The sequence below is a fragment of the Burkholderia sp. YHN3-13 genome (genome assembly GCF_055810675.1).
Map to the genome: position 1 here is coordinate 195083 of NZ_JBVVNQ010000013.1, position 16537 is coordinate 211619.

Here is a 16537-nt window from a genome sequence, read left to right on the forward strand (position 1 = left end):
CCGCCCGGCGGAACCGGACGGTTTCGGTGACAGCGAGGTGAGGCGGCTTGCGCCGCCCGCACTTACTCGGCTGCCGGGTGTTGCGGCTCTTCCGCCGGCGCGCTCGGCGTGCCGAAGTCGAATGCCTCTTCCGCTGCGATCTGGTCGAAACGCTCGCGATCCGACGATTCCTTCGCCTTGCGTGCCTTGTGGAACGCGAGACCCGTACCGGCCGGAATCAGACGGCCGACGATCACGTTTTCCTTCAGGCCGCGCAGATCGTCGCGCTTGCCCATGATCGCCGCTTCGGTCAGCACGCGGGTCGTTTCCTGGAACGATGCCGCGGAGATGAACGAGTCGGTCGACAGCGATGCCTTCGTGATACCGAGCAGCACGTTGTCGTACGAGGCCGGGCGCTTGCCCTCGGCGATCATGCGATCGTTCTCGTCCAGCATGTCGGAACGCTCGACCTGTTCGCCCGGGATGAAGCGCGTATCGCCGTTGTCGGTGATCTGCACACGACGCAGCATCTGGCGAACGATCACCTCGATGTGCTTGTCGTTGATCTTCACGCCCTGCAGACGATACACGTCCTGCACTTCGTCGACGATGTAGCGCGACAGCGCCTCGATACCCTGCAGACGCAGGATGTCGTGCGGATCGGCCGGACCGTCCACGATCATTTCGCCCTTGTTGACGACCTGGGCATCGTGAACCAGAACCTGCTTTTCCTTCGCGATCAGGAACTCGTGCTGGTTGCCCTCGAGATCCGTGATGACGAGACGCTGCTTGCCCTTCGTGTCCTTGCCGAACGACGTCGTACCCGTGACTTCCGCGAGAATGCCGGCATCCTTCGGCGAACGCGCTTCGAACAGTTCCGCCACCCGCGGCAGACCGCCGGTAATGTCACGCGTCTTCTGCGCTTCGGTCGGGATACGTGCGAGCACTTCACCGACCTGCACCTGCTGGCCGTCCTTCACGGTGATCAGTGCGCCGACCTGGAAGCCGATCTGCACCGCGTGCTCCGTGCCCGGAATCTTCACTTCGTCGCCGTTCGCGTCGAGCAGCTTCACCTGCGGACGCACGCTCTTCGAAGCCTGCGAACCGCGACGCTTCACGTCGATCACGACCAGCGTCGACAGGCCGGTCACGTCGTCGATCTGCTTCGCGACGGTCACGCCTTCCTCGACGTTCTCGAACTTCACCGTACCACCGTACTCGGTGATGATCGGACGCGTCAGCGGATCCCACGTGGCGAGCTGCGTGCCGGCCTTGATCGTCGCGCCGTCGAGCTGCAGCAGCGTCGCGCCGTACGGCACTTTGTGACGCTCGCGCTCGCGACCGAAGTCGTCGGTGATCATCGCTTCGCCCGAGCGGGAAATGACGATCTGCTCGCCCTTCGCGTTCGTGACGTAGCGCATCGTCGCCGTGAAGCGCACGATACCGTTGCTCTTCGCTTCGACCGACGAAGCCACTGCCGCACGCGATGCCGCACCACCGATGTGGAAGGTACGCATCGTCAGCTGCGTGCCCGGCTCACCGATCGACTGTGCCGCGATCACGCCGACTGCTTCGCCGACGTTCACGAGCGAGCCGCGGCCGAGGTCACGGCCGTAGCAGGCCGCGCACAGGCCGTAGCGCGTTTCGCAGGTCAGCGGCGTGCGCACGCGCACTTCGTCGATGCCGAGGCGTTCGATTTCCTCGACCGCCGTTTCGTCGAGCAGCGTGCCCGATTCGTACACCGTTTCCTGCGTTTCCGGGTTCACGACGTCCGCGACCGCGACGCGGCCGAGGATACGGTCGCGCAGCGCTTCGACGACTTCACCGCCTTCGACCAGCGCCTTCATCGCGACGCCGTTCGACGTGCCGCAATCGTCTTCCACCACGACCAGATCCTGCGTGACGTCGACGAGACGACGCGTCAGGTAACCCGAGTTCGCGGTCTTCAGTGCCGTATCAGCCAGACCCTTACGTGCACCGTGGGTCGAGATGAAGTACTGCAACACGTTCAGACCTTCGCGGAAGTTCGCGGTAATCGGCGTCTCGATAATCGAGCCGTCCGGCTTCGCCATCAGGCCGCGCATACCGGCCAGCTGACGAATCTGAACCGCCGAACCCCGGGCGCCCGAGTCGGCCATCATGTAGATCGAGTTGAACGACTCCTGGCGCGTTTCCTTGCCGTCGCGGTCCGTCACCGGCTCCGTCGACAGCTGCTCCATCATCGCCTTGCCGACCGCTTCCGACGTTGCCGACCAGATGTCGACCACGTTGTTGTAGCGTTCCTGCGCGGTGACGAGACCGGACATGTACTGGCGGTCGTACTCCTTCACCTTCTTCGCGGCGTCGCCGACGATCGTTTCCTTCTGCGGCGGCACGAGCATGTCGTCCACGCAGATCGAAATGCCGGCACGCGTCGCGAGACGGAAACCCGACTGCATCAGCTGGTCGGCGAACACCACCGTCGCGCGCAGACCGCACTTGCGGAAAGCCGTGTTGATCAGGCGCGAGATTTCCTTCTTCTTCAGCGGCTTGTTCAGCACCGAGAACGGCAGGCCGTGCGGCAGGATCTCCGACAGGATCGCGCGGCCGACGGTCGTCGCGTACAGCGAGATCTTCGGCACGAATTCCGGCGCGCCTTCCGACGTGTCCTCGTTGCGGACCATTTCGGTGATCCGCACGTTGACGCGCGAGGCCAGCTCGACTTCCTTGTTCTCGTACGCGCGGATCACTTCCGACACGCCCGTGAACGACAGGCCTTCGCCCTTCGCGTTGACGGCTTCGCGGGTCGCGTAGTACAGACCCAGCACGATATCCTGCGACGGCACGATCGACGGATCGCCGTTGGCCGGGAACAGCACGTTGTTCGACGCCAGCATCAGCGTACGCGCTTCCATCTGCGCTTCGAGCGACAGCGGCACGTGAACGGCCATCTGGTCACCGTCGAAGTCGGCGTTGAACGCCGCGCAAACGAGCGGGTGCAGCTGGATTGCCTTGCCTTCGATCAGCACCGGCTCGAACGCCTGGATACCGAGACGGTGCAGCGTCGGCGCACGGTTCAGCATCACCGGGTGCTCGCGGATCACCTCTTCGAGGATGTCCCACACCACCGGCGTCTGGTTCTCGACTTCCTTCTTCGCAGCCTTGATGGTCGTCGCGACGCCCATCACTTCCAGCTTGTTGAAGATGAACGGCTTGAACAGCTCGAGCGCCATCAGCTTCGGCAGACCGCACTGGTGCAGCTTCAGCGTCGGGCCGACCACGATGACCGAACGGCCCGAGTAGTCGACGCGCTTGCCCAGCAGGTTCTGACGGAAACGACCGCCCTTGCCCTTGATCATGTCGGCGAGCGACTTCAGCGGACGCTTGTTCGCGCCCGTCATCGCCTTGCCGCGACGGCCGTTGTCGAGCAGCGAGTCGACGGCTTCCTGCAGCATCCGCTTTTCGTTGCGGACGATGATTTCAGGCGCCTTCAGCTCGAGCAGACGCTTCAACCGGTTGTTACGGTTGATCACGCGGCGATACAGGTCGTTCAGGTCCGACGTCGCGAAGCGGCCGCCGTCCAGCGGCACGAGCGGACGCAGTTCCGGCGGCAGCACCGGCAGCACTTCGAGGATCATCCACTCGGGCTTGATGCCCGAGCGCTGGAATGCCTCGAGGACCTTCAGGCGCTTCGCGTACTTCTTGATCTTCGCTTCCGAGCCGGTGTTCTTCAGCTCGGTGCGCAGCGTCTCGACCTGCTCGTCGATGTTGATCGCGCGCAGCAGTTCACGCACGCCTTCCGCGCCCATCTCGGCACGGAATTCGTCGCCGTATTCCTCGACCTTGTTGTAGTAATCCTCTTCGGTCATGATCTGCCGCGCCTTCAGCGGCGTCATGCCCGGTTCGATCACCACATAGGCTTCGAAGTACAGCACGCGTTCGATGTCGCGCAGCGTCATGTCGAGCACCATGCCCAGACGCGACGGCAGCGACTTCAGGAACCAGATGTGCGCGACCGGCGAGGCCAGTTCGATGTGGCCCATCCGTTCGCGACGCACCTTCGCCAGCGTCACTTCGACGCCGCACTTCTCGCAGATCACGCCGCGGTGCTTCAGACGCTTGTACTTGCCGCACAGGCACTCGTAGTCCTTGATCGGCCCGAAGATCTTCGCGCAGAAGAGACCATCGCGTTCCGGCTTGAACGTACGGTAGTTGATGGTCTCCGGCTTCTTCACTTCGCCGAACGACCACGAACGGATCTTGTCCGGCGAGGCCAGACCGATCTTGATCGCGTCGAAAACTTCTTCCTGTTGGACTTGCTTGAATAGATCGAGCAGAGCTTTCATTGCTTTCTCTCCGTAGTCCGATTAATTGCGGTCGAGATCGATATCGATACCGAGCGAGCGGATTTCCTTCACGAGCACGTTGAAGGATTCCGGCATGCCTGCATCGATCACGTGATCGCCCTTGACGAGGTTTTCGTACACCTTCGTCCGGCCGGTCACGTCGTCCGACTTCACCGTCAGCATTTCCTGCAGCACGTAGGACGCGCCGTACGCTTCGAGTGCCCACACTTCCATTTCACCGAAACGCTGGCCACCGAACTGCGCCTTACCACCCAGCGGCTGCTGCGTGACGAGCGAGTACGGGCCGGTCGAACGCGCGTGCATCTTGTCGTCGACCAAGTGGTGCAGCTTCAGGTAGTGCATGTAGCCGAGCGTCACGCGACGTTCGAACATTTCACCCGTGCGGCCGTCGTACAGACGGACCTGGTTCTTCGACGGGTTCATGCCGAGCTGTTCGGCGATGTCGTCCGGGAACGCGAGGTCGAGCATCTTGCCCATTTCTTCCTCGGTCGCACCGTCGAACACCGGCGTCGCGAACGGCACGCCTTCGCGCAGGTTCTTCGCGAGTTCGAGGATCTCGTCGTCGGTGAAGCTTTCCAGGTCTTCCTGGCGGCCCGACTCGTTGTAGATCTTCGTCAGGAACACGCGCAGTTCCTCGATCTTCGCCTGACGCTGCAGCATTTCGCCGATACGCCAGCCGAGGCCCTTCGCGGCCCAGCCGAGGTGCACTTCGAGAACCTGACCCACGTTCATCCGCGACGGCACGCCGAGCGGGTTCAGCACGACGTCTGCCGGACGGCCGTCGGCCATGTACGGCATGTCTTCGATCGGAACGATCTTCGACACGACACCCTTGTTACCGTGACGGCCTGCCATCTTGTCGCCAGGCTGCAGACGGCGCTTCACCGCGAGGTACACCTTGACCATCTTCAGCACGCCCGGCGGCAGTTCGTCGCCTTGCGTGAGCTTCTTGCGCTTCTCTTCGAACGCGAGGTCGAACTGGTGACGCTTTTCCTCGATCGAGTTCTTGATCGCTTCGAGCTGCGCCGCTGCCTCGTCGTCCGCCAGCCGGATGTCGAACCAGTGGTAGTGGTCGAGGTCTTCCAGGTAAGCCTGGTCGATCTTCGTGCCCTTCGCGAGCTTCTTCGGGCCGCCGTTCGCGACCTTGCCCACGAGCATGCGGGCGAGACGCTGGAACGCGTCGCCTTCCACGATGCGCAGCTGGTCGTTCAGGTCGAGGCGGTAGCGCTTCAGTTCGTCGTCGATGATCTGTTGCGCACGCTTGTCGCGCTGGATGCCTTCACGCGTGAACACCTGGACGTCGATCACGGTGCCGCTCATGCCCGACGGCACGCGCAGCGACGTGTCCTTCACGTCCGAAGCCTTCTCGCCGAAGATCGCGCGCAGCAGCTTCTCTTCCGGCGTCAGCTGGGTCTCGCCCTTCGGCGTGACCTTGCCGACCAGCACGTCGCCTGCTTCGACTTCGGCACCGATGTACACGATGCCCGATTCGTCGAGACGGCCGAGCTGGACTTCCGCCAGGTTCGAGATGTCGCGCGTGATTTCTTCCGGCCCGAGCTTCGTGTCGCGTGCAACGACGTTCAGCTCTTCGATGTGGATCGACGTGTAGCGATCGTCCGCGACCACCTTCTCCGAGATCAGGATCGAATCCTCGAAGTTGTAGCCGTTCCACGGCATGAACGCGATCAGCATGTTCTGGCCGAGCGCGAGCTCGCCCAGGTCCGTCGAGGCGCCGTCGGCCAGCACGTCGCCGCGCGAGACCTTGTCGCCCATCTTCACGATCGGACGCTGGTTGATGTTCGTGTTCTGGTTCGAACGCGTGTACTTGATCAGGTTGTAGATGTCGACACCGACTTCACCTGCGACTGCTTCGTCGTCGTTCACGCGAATCACGATACGGCCCGCGTCGACATAGTCGACGACGCCGCCGCGGAACGCCTGAACCGTCGTACCCGAGTCGACCGCGCAGGTGCGCTCGATGCCCGTACCGACGACCGGCTTTTCCGGACGCAGACACGGCACCGCCTGACGCTGCATGTTCGAACCCATCAGTGCACGGTTCGCGTCATCGTGCTCGAGGAACGGAATCAGCGAGGCTGCCACCGACACGATCTGCGACGGCGCGACGTCCATGTACTGGATACGGTCCGGCGTGACCATCATCGTTTCGCCGGCTTCACGCGACGACACGAGTTCGTCGATCAGCTGGCCGTTCTCGTCGATCGCGGCGTTCGCCTGCGCGATCATGTAGCGGCCTTCCTCGATCGCCGACAGGTAGTCGATCTGGTCGGTCACCTTGCTGTCCACGACCTTGCGGTACGGCGTCTCGAGGAAGCCGTATTCGTTCAGGTGCGCGTACAGTGCGAGCGAGTTGATCAGGCCGATGTTCGGACCTTCCGGCGTTTCGATCGGGCACACGCGGCCGTAGTGGGTCGGGTGCACGTCGCGGACTTCGAAGCCTGCGCGTTCGCGCGTCAGACCGCCCGGGCCCAGTGCGGAAACACGGCGCTTGTGCGTGATTTCCGACAGCGGGTTGGTCTGGTCCATGAACTGCGACAGCTGCGACGAACCGAAGAACTCGCGGATCGCCGACGAAATCGGCTTCGAGTTGATCAGGTCGTGCGGCATCAGGTTTTCGCTTTCGGCCTGGCCGAGGCGTTCCTTGACCGCGCGCTCGACACGCACGAGACCCGCGCGGAACTGGTTTTCCGCCAGTTCGCCGACGCAACGCACGCGACGGTTGCCGAGGTGGTCGATGTCGTCCACTTCGCCCTTGCCGTTGCGCAGCTCGACGAGGATCTTGATCGTCGCGAGGATGTCGTCGTCCTGCAGCGTCATCGGGCCGACGATCTCGTCACGGCCGACGCGGCGGTTGAACTTCATGCGGCCGACCTTCGACAGGTCGTACGCTTCCTCGCTGTAGAACAGACGGTTGAACAGCGCCTCGACCGCTTCTTCGGTCGGCGGCTCGCCCGGACGCATCATGCGGTAGATCGCGATGCGCGCGGCCGTCTTGTCGGTCGTTTCGTCGACACGCAGCGTCGACGAGATGTACGGGCCCTGGTCCAGGTCGTTCGTGTAGAGCGTCTGGATGTCCTTGATGCCCGCTTCGCGCAGCTTCTCGAGCACGCTTTCCGTGACTTCGTCGTTCGCGCTCGCGATCACTTCGCCGGTGTCGCCGTCGACGACGTTCTTCGCCAGCACGCGGCCGAGCAGATAGTCTTCCGGCACCGAGATGAACTTGGTCTTCGCGGCTTCGAGGTCGCGAATGTGCTTCGCGTTGATCCGCTTGTCCTTCTGGACGATGACCTTGCCATCACGATCCGTGATGTCGAAACGCGCGACTTCACCACGCAGGCGCTCGGGCACGAACTCGAGTTGCGCGCCTTCGTCCATCAGCGTGAAGTTGTCGAACACGAAGAAGTTCGCGAGGATCTGTTCCGGCGTCAGGCCGATGGCCTTCAGCAGGATCGTGACCGGCATCTTGCGGCGACGGTCGACGCGGAAGTACAGGATGTCCTTCGGATCGAATTCGAAGTCGAGCCACGAGCCGCGGTACGGAATGATCCGTGCCGAGAACAGCAGCTTGCCCGAGCTGTGCGTCTTGCCCTTGTCGTGTTCGAAGAACACGCCCGGCGAACGGTGCAGCTGCGAGACGATGACACGCTCGGTGCCGTTGATGACGAACGAGCCCGTCGGCGTCATGAGCGGAATTTCGCCCATGTACACTTCCTGCTCCTTCACTTCCTTGACGACCGGCTTGTTCGGCGATTCCTTGTCGAGGATGACAAGGCGGACCTTCGCGCGCAGCGCGGAGCAGTACGTCAGGCCACGCTGCTGGCATTCCTTGATGTTGAATGCCGGCGAGGACAGCGCATAGCTCACGAACTCGAGGCGCGCGAAACCGTTGTGCGAAACAATGGGAAATACCGATGTGAACGCGGCCTGCAAACCTTCAGGCTTGCGTTGCGTCGCCGGCACATCGGCTTGCAGAAACGTGCTGAATGATTCAAGCTGGGTAGCCAGCAAGAACGGAACTTGGTGAACGATGGGGCGCTTCGCGAAACTCTTGCGAATGCGCTTCTTCTCGGTGAAGGAATATTGCATACGATCTCCGAATCACGGCGGGTGCTATCGAGGCGGAATACCTGGACGTTTCAAACCCGAGTGTTCACCGACTGAGACCCGATGGCCGTTCGACGGCTTGAACGAGCCGAGAAGCTTGGTGGTTGGCCGCTACCAACCGCTGGCTGACGGCAGCGGATGCCTGTGTTGCCCGCTACCCGACCAAACTTGCCTTCTGCAGTCGCTTCAGAAGACAAAGAGAACCGCCAATCGTGCGTGATCTTTCACAACGATCAGGCGGTTTTCTTTGGCTTCTGGGGCCGATTATTCGGGCTCCCGAATGAGTGCCAGAATAACGTCCCCACAAAGCACAAAAAGGCCGGCGGTGAAAATACCGCCAGCCTTCGCACAGCGCGTCGAAACTTACTTGACTTCGACCTTCGCGCCAGCTTCTTCCAGCTTCTTCTTGGCTTCTTCAGCAGCAGCCTTGTCGACGCCTTCCTTGACGGGCTTCGGTGCACCGTCAACCAGGTCCTTCGCTTCCTTCAGGCCCAGGCCCGTCAGTTCGCGAACGGCCTTGATGACCGAAACCTTGTTGGCGCCGGCTTCAGCCAGGACGACCGTGAATTCGGTCTTCTCTTCTGCAGCAGCAGCAGCGCCGCCGCCTGCCGGGCCAGCGACTGCCACTGCAGCTGCCGACACGCCAAACTTCTCTTCGAACGCCTTGACCAGTTCGTTCAGTTCCAGAACGGTCATCCCTTCGACTGCTGCCAGGATGTCTTCTTTTGCGATTGCCATTTGAAATACTCCTAAATTGAATTCGGATACAGCCAGCGATCAGTAACGCTGATGCACGCTCGCTTATGCAGCTTCCGCTTGCTTCTTCTCGGCCAGCGCTGCCAGAGCACGCGCGAAGCCCGAAACAGGCGATTGCATAACGAACAGCAGCTTCGAGAGCAGTTCTTCGCGGCTCGGGATGCTTGCCAGCGCTTGCACGCCAGCCTTGTCCATCACCTTGCCATCGAACGAACCAGCCTTGATGACCAACTTGTCATTGCCCTTGCTGAAGTCGTTGACGACCTTAGCAGCAGCAATTGCATCTTCCGAGATGCCGTAGATCAACGGACCAGTCATCTGCTCTGCCAGCGGAGCAAACGGCGTACCTTCAACAGCGCGACGCGCCAGCGTGTTCTTCAACACGCGCAGGTAAACCTTCTGCTCACGCGCTTGCGCGCGCAGCTTGGTCAGATCGCCAACCGCAATTCCACGATACTCAGCCAGCACAACGGTCTGGGCCTTCGCGACTTGCGCGGAAACCTCAGCGACGACGGCTTGCTTGTCTTCTCTATTAAGCGGCACGGTTAGCCTCCAGAAACGATACGTTCGGCGCGGCCGGTATGGCCGAAACCTCACGTACCTCGTTCAACAACGGCGTCCGACCTCGTTAGGAGTATTTCCACCTCACGCCGCGAATCGCTTCACGGCCTGCGGCTTCACCACTGCAAAACTTTTTCGGGTTCGCCATCTGCGTTGGCTTGAATTAAGGGATCACCTGACTGCTGCGCCCCACCAACGGTCTTTGATAACCGGTTGCTCGCCTTGCTGCACGAGCAACCGCCCAAAGCCCATGTAGGCCGCTTCGCGAACGAAGCGGCCCGAATACTTGCTTACTGTGCTGCCAGCGTAGCCTGGTCGACACGCACGCCGACGCCCATCGTGCTCGACAGTGCGATCTTGCGCAGGTACACGCCCTTGCTCGTTGCCGGCTTGGCCTTCTGCAGCGCTTCGATCAGCGCCGACAGGTTCGAACGCAGTGCGGTCGGTTCGAACGATGCACGGCCGATGGTCGCGTGGATGATACCGGCCTTGTCGACACGGAATTGCACCTGACCAGCCTTCGCGTTCTTGACGGCGGTTGCGACGTCCGGCGTGACCGTACCGACCTTCGGGTTCGGCATCAGGCCGCGCGGACCGAGGATCTGGCCCAGCGTACCGACGATACGCATCGTGTCCGGCGAAGCGATCACGATGTCGAAGTCCATCTGGCCAGCCTTGATCTGCTCAGCCAGGTCTTCCATACCGACGATTTCCGCGCCTGCTGCACGTGCCTGCTCGGCCTTTTCGCCTTGCGCGAACACGGCAACGCGAACCGACTTGCCCGTACCGGCCGGCAGAACGACCGAACCACGAACGACCTGGTCCGACTTCTTTGCATCGATGCCGAGCTGGACTGCGACGTCGATCGACTCGTCGAACTTCGCGCTCGCGCATTCCTTCACGAGGCTCAGTGCGTCTTCGATCGCGTACAGCTTCTGACGATCAACCTTGGCGGCAAATGCCTGACGGCGCTTGGAGATCTTAGCCATTTACACGCCCTCCACAGTGATGCCCATCGAGCGTGCGCTACCAGCGATGGTGCGAACGGCTGCGTCCAGATCAGCTGCCGTAAGGTCCGGCATCTTGGTCTTCGCGATTTCTTCGGCTTGAGCGCGCGTGATCGAACCGACCTTGTCGGTGTGCGGCTTGCTCGAGCCCTTGTCCACCTTCGCCGCCTTCTTGATCAGGACGGTTGCCGGCGGCGTCTTCATCACGAACGTGAAGCTCTTGTCAGCGAATGCCGTGATGACCACCGGCACCGGCAGACCCGGCTCCATGCCTTGAGTCTGCGCGTTGAACGCCTTGCAGAACTCCATGATGTTCAGGCCGCGCTGGCCCAGTGCCGGACCGACCGGCGGCGACGGGTTGGCTTTACCTGCAGGGATCTGCAGCTTGATAAAGCCGATAATCTTCTTTGCCATTTGTGAACCTCATTGGAACGCCGAAAGGGCGTTCGGTGAGTAATAACGCGCGTTCGCCGCTGGCTACTGACGCTCCTCAACGGCCATGACGCGGGCCGTAAGCGCGAAGGTGGGCAGCCGAGGCTGCCCACCGAATCGGGATCAAACTTTTTCGACCTGGCCGAATTCGAGTTCGACCGGGGTGGATCGACCAAAGATGGTGACCGACACACGCACGCGCGATTTTTCGTAGTTGACTTCTTCGACGGTGCCGTTGAAGTCCGTGAACGGGCCTTCCTTGACACGCACCATCTCGCCGACTTCGAACAGGGTCTTCGGGCGCGGCTTCTCGACGCCTTCCTGCATCTGCGACATGATCTTCTCGACTTCCTTCGGGGAAATCGGGGTCGGGCGGTTACGCGCACCGCCGACGAAGCCGGTGACCTTCGCGGTGTTCTTCACGAGGTGCCACGTTTCGTCCGTCATCTCCATTTCCACCAGCACGTAGCCGGGGAAGAAACGACGCTCGGTCACCGCCTTGTGACCGCCCTTGACTTCAACCACTTCTTCGGTCGGGACCAGGATCTGACCGAATTTGTCCTGCATGCCAGCACGTTCGATGCGCTCCTGAAGCGCACGTTGCACGCTCTTCTCCATACCGGAGTAGGCGTGCACGACGTACCAACGTTTTCCGCTCGGGGATGCCGGAGTATCGCTCATATCATTTCCAACCCAGAATCGCCGAGAAAATCACCCATTCGATCGATTTGTCACTCAACCAGAGGAAAATCGCCATCACGAGCACGAAACCGAACACGACGAGCGTGGTTTGCGTTGCTTCCTTGCGGGTGGGCCAAACGACCTTCCGGACTTCCTTGTACGAATCCTTGGCAAAAGCGATGAGGCTCTTGCCAGGGGCCGACATCAGCCCGACGGCCACACCGGCGATGATCCCTACCGCCAACGCGGCACCGCGGACATACCACTGCTGATTGGCCAGCCAGAAGAAGCCCACGAATCCGGCCAACACCAGCAATACACCCAGGGCCAGCATCAGCTTATCGCCGGAGGTATTTACAGTTTCGACGGATGGATTCGCCATAACACCTTAAAACAAATGCCACGTAGGACACGTGGCTATTTTTGGCAGGGGCAGAGGGAATCGAACCCCCAACCTTCGGTTTTGGAGACCGACGCTCTGCCAGTTGAGCTATACCCCTAAACCATGTTGGGGCCGGCTGTGGCCAGCCCCAAAACTGTCGATCAACGAATAACTGGCTTACTCGATGATCTTGGCGACGACGCCGGCGCCGACCGTACGGCCGCCTTCGCGGATTGCGAAGCGCAGACCTTCTTCCATCGCGATCGGAGCGATCAGCTTCACCGTGATCGACACGTTGTCGCCCGGCATCACCATTTCCTTGTCCTTCGGCAGCTCGATCGAGCCCGTCACGTCCGTCGTACGGAAGTAGAACTGCGGACGGTAGTTGTTGAAGAACGGCGTGTGACGGCCGCCTTCGTCCTTGCTCAGCACGTACACTTCAGCCGTGAAGTGCGTGTGCGGCGTGATCGAACCCGGCTTCGCCAGAACCTGGCCACGCTCCACGTCTTCACGCTTCGTGCCGCGCAGCAGGATACCCACGTTGTCGCCTGCCTGACCTTGGTCCAGCAGCTTGCGGAACATTTCAACGCCCGTGCAGGTCGTCTTCACCGTCGGCTTGATACCGACGATTTCGATTTCCTCGCCGACCTTCACGATGCCGCGCTCGACACGACCCGTCACCACCGTACCACGGCCCGAGATCGAGAACACGTCTTCCACCGGCATCAGGAACGCGCCGTCAACCGCACGCTCCGGCGTCGGGATGTACGTGTCCAGCGCGTCGGCCAGGCTCATGATCGCCACTTCGCCCAGCTCGCCCGTGTCGCCTTCCAGCGCCAGCTTCGCCGAACCCTTCACGATCGGCGTGTCGTCGCCCGGGAAGTCGTACTTCGACAGCAGCTCGCGAACTTCCATCTCGACCAGCTCGAGCAGTTCAGCGTCGTCCACCATGTCGCACTTGTTCAGGAACACGATGATGTACGGAACGCCAACCTGACGCGCCAGCAGGATGTGCTCGCGCGTCTGCGGCATCGGGCCGTCAGCTGCCGAGCAAACCAGGATCGCGCCGTCCATCTGCGCTGCGCCCGTGATCATGTTCTTCACATAGTCAGCGTGGCCCGGGCAGTCGACGTGTGCGTAGTGGCGGTTCGCCGTTTCATACTCGACGTGTGCCGTGTTGATCGTGATGCCGCGCGCCTTTTCTTCCGGTGCCGCGTCGATCTGGTCGTACGCCTTCGCCTCGCCGCCGAACTTCTTCGTCAGAACCGTCGTGATCGCTGCCGTCAGCGTCGTCTTGCCGTGGTCAACGTGACCAATCGTACCAACGTTCACGTGCGGCTTGGTCCGCTCAAACTTTTCCTTGGCCATTTTCAACTCCCAAAAGGAATTTCACAGGTTGCGCCGCGCGCAAACAAGACACTGACTTTTTACTGCTGGTGCCCATGGGCAGGATCGAACTGCCGACCTCTCCCTTACCAAGGGAGTGCTCTACCACTGAGCCACATGGGCGTTTTACGCTTCAACTTCGCGGTCTGGAGCGGGTGAAGGGAATCGAACCCTCGTCGTAAGCTTGGAAGGCTTCTGCTCTACCATTGAGCTACACCCGCACGGGCCACTAACGATTCCCTACCGCTCGCTACGCTGATATCTTGGTGGAGGAGGTTGGATTCGAACCAACGTAGGCGTAAGCCAACAGATTTACAGTCTGCCCCCTTTAGCCACTCGGGCACCCCTCCGTAGAGAACTGACGATTATGGGGGTGCATCGCACTCGTGTCAAGCACATCCGGAAGATTATTTTCACTCTCTTCCTGACTCCCGCTTTACCACCGATCTCCCGCCCTTGCCCGGCTAAGGCAAGCACGAGATGTTGCCGACCGGCGCCACATCTTCGTCAGACTCCGCCCTTAGCGCCGATCTGCATCTGCGCTAAAAACGAAAGACCGCCATCATACGACCTCTTTCACACAATGCCAAGCGGGTAGACGCAAAATTTCCGCAAATTTCGTGCCGGGCGGCTTCGTCGACCTCGCGGACGGTGTGCCTGGCGGCTTCCGCACGCAGTTGCTTGCGCGAAATCGGGACTACTCGCTACCCGCGTCGCCGCGGCCAGGCTCGAACTGCCCGGGGTACCCGGCAAGGGGTTATCCGAACCTTCCGGTGGTGGCGCCATGGCAACGGCACCGCCGCGCCCGGATGAAATCCCCCACGCGAACCTACGGCCGGCGCGATACCAACCCTCGCCTTCCGTCATCTTCCCGCGTGGATTCCCATGCACCTGCTCGCTCTTGCGATTGCCTTCACGGCCTTGGGCGGACCGGCCGCACATGCCGCAGCCACTGACACCCGGTGTCGCTCGAGCCCGATCGCGAAGATCCGTCAGCAAGCCCAGGATAAAAACCACGCCGAGAGACGCTCCGGAGCGGCAGCAGCTCTCGCCGCATATGATCAGTTGAAGCCCGCGTGCTCGACGTCCGCTGCCTGAGCTCGACGCATAGCGGTTCGACCGCAGCATGGCCGATGAATCAGGACGCGATCGCCTATGCACGGCGGACCAACGATGCGTCCGTTTATCCCGTCCCGGCCGGCGACAGCGCCCCGCCCGCCGAATCCGACAGCGCGACCTGCCTGGGGGGGGCGTGCTGCAGCCTTTGCTCGGCGATGATATACGGTCACCGCACCACGACCTTGGCAAACGTCCTGAAATACGGTGCCCGCTACCTCTCCCCGTCGCGCTGGCCGACCAACGTCAGCATCTGGTCGGCTTATCGCAGCGAATCCTCCGCGTACACACGACATCCTGCGTGCCCGCACGACGCCCATCTCGTTCAGCTGAATGTGAATAGTTGTGCGGGGTTCGGTGCAGGGGCTTTCGCCGCACCTCATACTTCCGGAGGCACTGGAAAGCTGACCTCTGCCCCGCGGCGTTGATGACCGGCGCGCGCTGCCCAGCGATGCCCGTGCCGACTCGGGAATAAGGCCGGGACACAACACGCCGGTTTCCGCCAACCAAGGATTCCGCGCTGCGCGATCTCAGCACGACGTGCGCGGTGCGATCGACCGGCGTCGACGCAAACGGCGCGCACTTTGCGCCGATCGAAGAAGGAAGCGCCTGCTTCGGCGGCACCGCCTATTCGCTCATCGAGGAAATCTACGTGTTCTGAGGCGGCCGCCCCATGCTCGTTAAAAAGAACAGCGCGGATTGTTGATAGCGCCTGCCGGGCGACGCACAGGCGTTACAACTGGCACTCCAGCCGGATCGTTACGTTTGCCGCGAACCGGGTGCTCACCGCCTCGAATGAGTCGAATCCGGACGATATCCGGCGGATTAGGCGAGGAACGGCACTTGATAGCACCACTTTGCGTTATCCGACGCAACTCTGTCGTGCCGCTTCATGGCGCCTCGATCATTCCGTACCTTCGACAAGAAACGTCGGAGTTCAGCTGCGCCGCAAGCCGTACGACGCTCACACCGGCAGCCGACCCAGTCGCGAAATACGCAGGAGGGATCTCGTAACAATGGAACGAGTGCCGCAATTTTCGCGGGAGAAGGCTTCCGTACGCATGCAGATGGGACGAGATGGCAAACATCCTGACGGCAAGAACCATTGCGCCAAGCCACATGGCGTTGTGCAAATCCTCGACATGGAGTTCCGGCGAACAAGCGATCGAGCGGACCGGCTGTCGGCCGAGCGTGTCGTCACTTCGAGTCGATGACGAGAGGATGCCGACCTCAGCGACACCAATTGCTATTTGCAGGTGCTGAGCCACCCAGCAGACGGAGGGAATTTGCGCCGACTGGATACGAGCGCGGCCCGCGTCGACGTCATCGACGCATCAGTTCCGACCGCATTGCACGTGGCCGCGCACGTGCATTTTCGTCGCCGAAATGCAAAAACCCCCGCCTTTCGGGCGGGGGTTCTTGGCTTAGGGAGCCTGACGATTACCTACTTTCACACGGGAACCCGCACTATCATCGGCGTAGAGTCGTTTCACGGTCCTGTTCGGGATGGGAAGGGGTGGGACCGACTCGCTATGGTCATCAGGCAAAGAGGGTTGTTGCGTTGCTTCGCAGCGCAACCAATCTTGGAAGAAGCAGTAATTTTTGAGTTGTGCGTATCAGCACATCGCGGTCATTCAACCGCTGTCTGTAAAACAGACTTGTTATAGGATCAAGCCTTACGGGCAATTAGTATCAGTTAGCTGAACGCATTACTGCGCTTACACACCTGACCTATCAACGTCCTGGTCTCGAACGACCCTTCAAGG

General features: G+C 61.3%; 9 protein-coding genes, 4 tRNA genes and 2 rRNA genes. All 15 read right to left on the reverse strand.

From position 1 onward, the window contains the following. Positions 1 to 62: 62 nt before the first annotated feature. Positions 63 to 4304, reverse strand: coding sequence for a DNA-directed RNA polymerase subunit beta' (gene rpoC / locus AC0KUR_RS26430; protein WP_034191214.1), 4242 nt, complete (start codon positions 4302 to 4304; stop codon positions 63 to 65). 21 nt (positions 4305 to 4325) lie between these two features. Further along, positions 4326 to 8432 carry a DNA-directed RNA polymerase subunit beta gene (rpoB, locus tag AC0KUR_RS26435; RefSeq protein ID WP_034191213.1) on the reverse strand — a complete coding sequence of 1369 codons (4107 nt, stop codon included), beginning with the start codon at positions 8430 to 8432 and terminating at the stop codon, positions 4326 to 4328. A gap of 381 nt (positions 8433 to 8813) precedes the next feature. Then, positions 8814 to 9188: a 50S ribosomal protein L7/L12 gene (gene rplL / locus AC0KUR_RS26440; protein WP_006477198.1), complete on the reverse strand. Its 375-nt coding sequence runs from the start codon at positions 9186 to 9188 to the stop codon at positions 8814 to 8816. Between the two features lie 63 nt (positions 9189 to 9251). Then, positions 9252 to 9749 carry a 50S ribosomal protein L10 gene (gene rplJ, locus AC0KUR_RS26445; protein WP_034191212.1) on the reverse strand — a complete coding sequence of 166 codons (498 nt, stop codon included), beginning with the start codon at positions 9747 to 9749 and terminating at the stop codon, positions 9252 to 9254. Positions 9750 to 10057: 308 nt separating this feature from the next. Continuing rightward, positions 10058 to 10756 carry a 50S ribosomal protein L1 gene (gene rplA, locus AC0KUR_RS26450; protein WP_006482906.1) on the reverse strand — a complete coding sequence of 233 codons (699 nt, stop codon included), beginning with the start codon at positions 10754 to 10756 and terminating at the stop codon, positions 10058 to 10060. Continuing rightward, positions 10757 to 11188, reverse strand: a complete 432-nt coding sequence (gene rplK, locus AC0KUR_RS26455; protein WP_006477201.1) for a 50S ribosomal protein L11 — start codon at positions 11186 to 11188, stop codon at positions 10757 to 10759. Positions 11189 to 11329: 141 nt separating this feature from the next. Next, positions 11330 to 11887: a transcription termination/antitermination protein NusG gene (nusG, locus tag AC0KUR_RS26460; RefSeq protein ID WP_006400672.1), complete on the reverse strand. Its 558-nt coding sequence runs from the start codon at positions 11885 to 11887 to the stop codon at positions 11330 to 11332. A 1-nt stretch (position 11888) separates the two neighbouring features. After that, positions 11889 to 12269 carry a preprotein translocase subunit SecE gene (gene secE / locus AC0KUR_RS26465; protein WP_006482892.1) on the reverse strand — a complete coding sequence of 127 codons (381 nt, stop codon included), beginning with the start codon at positions 12267 to 12269 and terminating at the stop codon, positions 11889 to 11891. A 42-nt stretch (positions 12270 to 12311) separates the two neighbouring features. Then, a tRNA-Trp gene (locus tag AC0KUR_RS26470) sits at positions 12312 to 12387 on the reverse strand. A 59-nt stretch (positions 12388 to 12446) separates the two neighbouring features. After that, entirely contained in the window at positions 12447 to 13637 is a 1191-nt protein-coding gene (tuf, locus tag AC0KUR_RS26475) for an elongation factor Tu (RefSeq protein WP_006482910.1), read from the reverse strand. Positions 13638 to 13703: 66 nt separating this feature from the next. Next, positions 13704 to 13778, reverse strand: a tRNA-Thr gene (locus tag AC0KUR_RS26480). 24 nt (positions 13779 to 13802) lie between these two features. After that, positions 13803 to 13876 (reverse strand) — tRNA-Gly (locus tag AC0KUR_RS26485). A gap of 43 nt (positions 13877 to 13919) precedes the next feature. Continuing rightward, positions 13920 to 14005 (reverse strand) — tRNA-Tyr (locus AC0KUR_RS26490). Positions 14006 to 16202: 2197 nt separating this feature from the next. Beyond that, positions 16203 to 16315 (reverse strand): 5S ribosomal RNA (gene rrf, locus AC0KUR_RS26495). Positions 16316 to 16436: 121 nt separating this feature from the next. Continuing rightward, positions 16437 to 16537, reverse strand: a 23S ribosomal RNA gene (locus tag AC0KUR_RS26500); the annotation flags it as partial.

What these genes read in the sequence shown, in the direction of transcription:
- rpoC (WP_034191214.1), bottom strand. Translation starts at nt 4,304, where the DNA reads ATGAAAGCTCTGCTCGATCTATTCAAGCAAGTCCAACAGGAAGAAGTT.
- rpoB (WP_034191213.1), bottom strand. Translation starts at nt 8,432, where the DNA reads ATGCAATATTCCTTCACCGAGAAGAAGCGCATTCGCAAGAGTTTCGCG.
- rplL (WP_006477198.1), bottom strand. Translation starts at nt 9,188, where the DNA reads ATGGCAATCGCAAAAGAAGACATCCTGGCAGCAGTCGAAGGGATGACC.
- rplA (WP_006482906.1), bottom strand. Translation starts at nt 10,756, where the DNA reads ATGGCTAAGATCTCCAAGCGCCGTCAGGCATTTGCCGCCAAGGTTGAT.
- rplK (WP_006477201.1), bottom strand. Translation starts at nt 11,188, where the DNA reads ATGGCAAAGAAGATTATCGGCTTTATCAAGCTGCAGATCCCTGCAGGT.
- nusG (WP_006400672.1), bottom strand. Translation starts at nt 11,887, where the DNA reads ATGAGCGATACTCCGGCATCCCCGAGCGGAAAACGTTGGTACGTCGTG.
- secE (WP_006482892.1), bottom strand. Translation starts at nt 12,269, where the DNA reads ATGGCGAATCCATCCGTCGAAACTGTAAATACCTCCGGCGATAAGCTG.
- tuf (WP_006482910.1), bottom strand. Translation starts at nt 13,637, where the DNA reads ATGGCCAAGGAAAAGTTTGAGCGGACCAAGCCGCACGTGAACGTTGGT.